A 717-nucleotide genomic window follows, 5' to 3' on the forward strand; every position below is an offset into this window, starting at 1 on the left:
ACCGGCACCACCATTAAGAATATCATCACCTTCACCGCCATTTAATATGTCGTCACCATCGCCGCCACTTAAATAGTCGTTTCCACTTTCTCCATACAGCTCGTCATTACCTGCTCCTCCAAAAAGGTTGTCTATGCCATCTCCTCCATATAGCTTGTCATTACCCGGTCCTCCAGCAATGGTATCGTGAGATTTCCAGCCTCTGAGTACATCATCACCTGATGTGCCTCCCAAAATAAATGACATGGCAGCTATATCATCAACACTTAATACTTTGTCATCAAATACAAAGTTAAATGCCCTGCTATAATAATTGTTGAAATAATCAGGCAGAGTAACAGAATCATCAGTACCATAAGCTTGAATAACCAGATCATTACCGGAACGGGTAAAGTGAGCGTCAGCCAGAGTGGCGCCCTTGAAGACAACATCATTGTAATGATTCGTATAGCCGGGGTATTCTTTATCGTAAATCACATCCTGACCATGTCCTGCTTCGAACTCATAGCGATCTTTATGATAATTTCCTCCTTTAAGAATATCATTACCAGTACCGCCAATGAGGATATCGTAGCCGGCACCACCAATCAGGGTATCGTTACCGTCACCGCCATTGAGGGTATCATTCCCATCTTCACCATTGAGAATATCATCGCCTTCATCGCCATTGAGGTTATCATCACCAGCTTTACCCCATAAGGTATCATTACCTTTACC

1 protein-coding gene is annotated in these 717 nt (G+C 43.2%); it reads right to left on the reverse strand.

The features are described 5' to 3' along the window. Positions 1-717, reverse strand: a 717-nt coding sequence (locus BGI33_RS02965) for a calcium-binding protein (protein ID WP_144235337.1), incomplete at both ends; no start/stop codon positions are given.

It is taken from the genome of Snodgrassella alvi (genome assembly GCF_002777425.1).
Classification (GTDB): Bacteria; Pseudomonadota; Gammaproteobacteria; order Burkholderiales; family Neisseriaceae; genus Snodgrassella; species Snodgrassella alvi_B.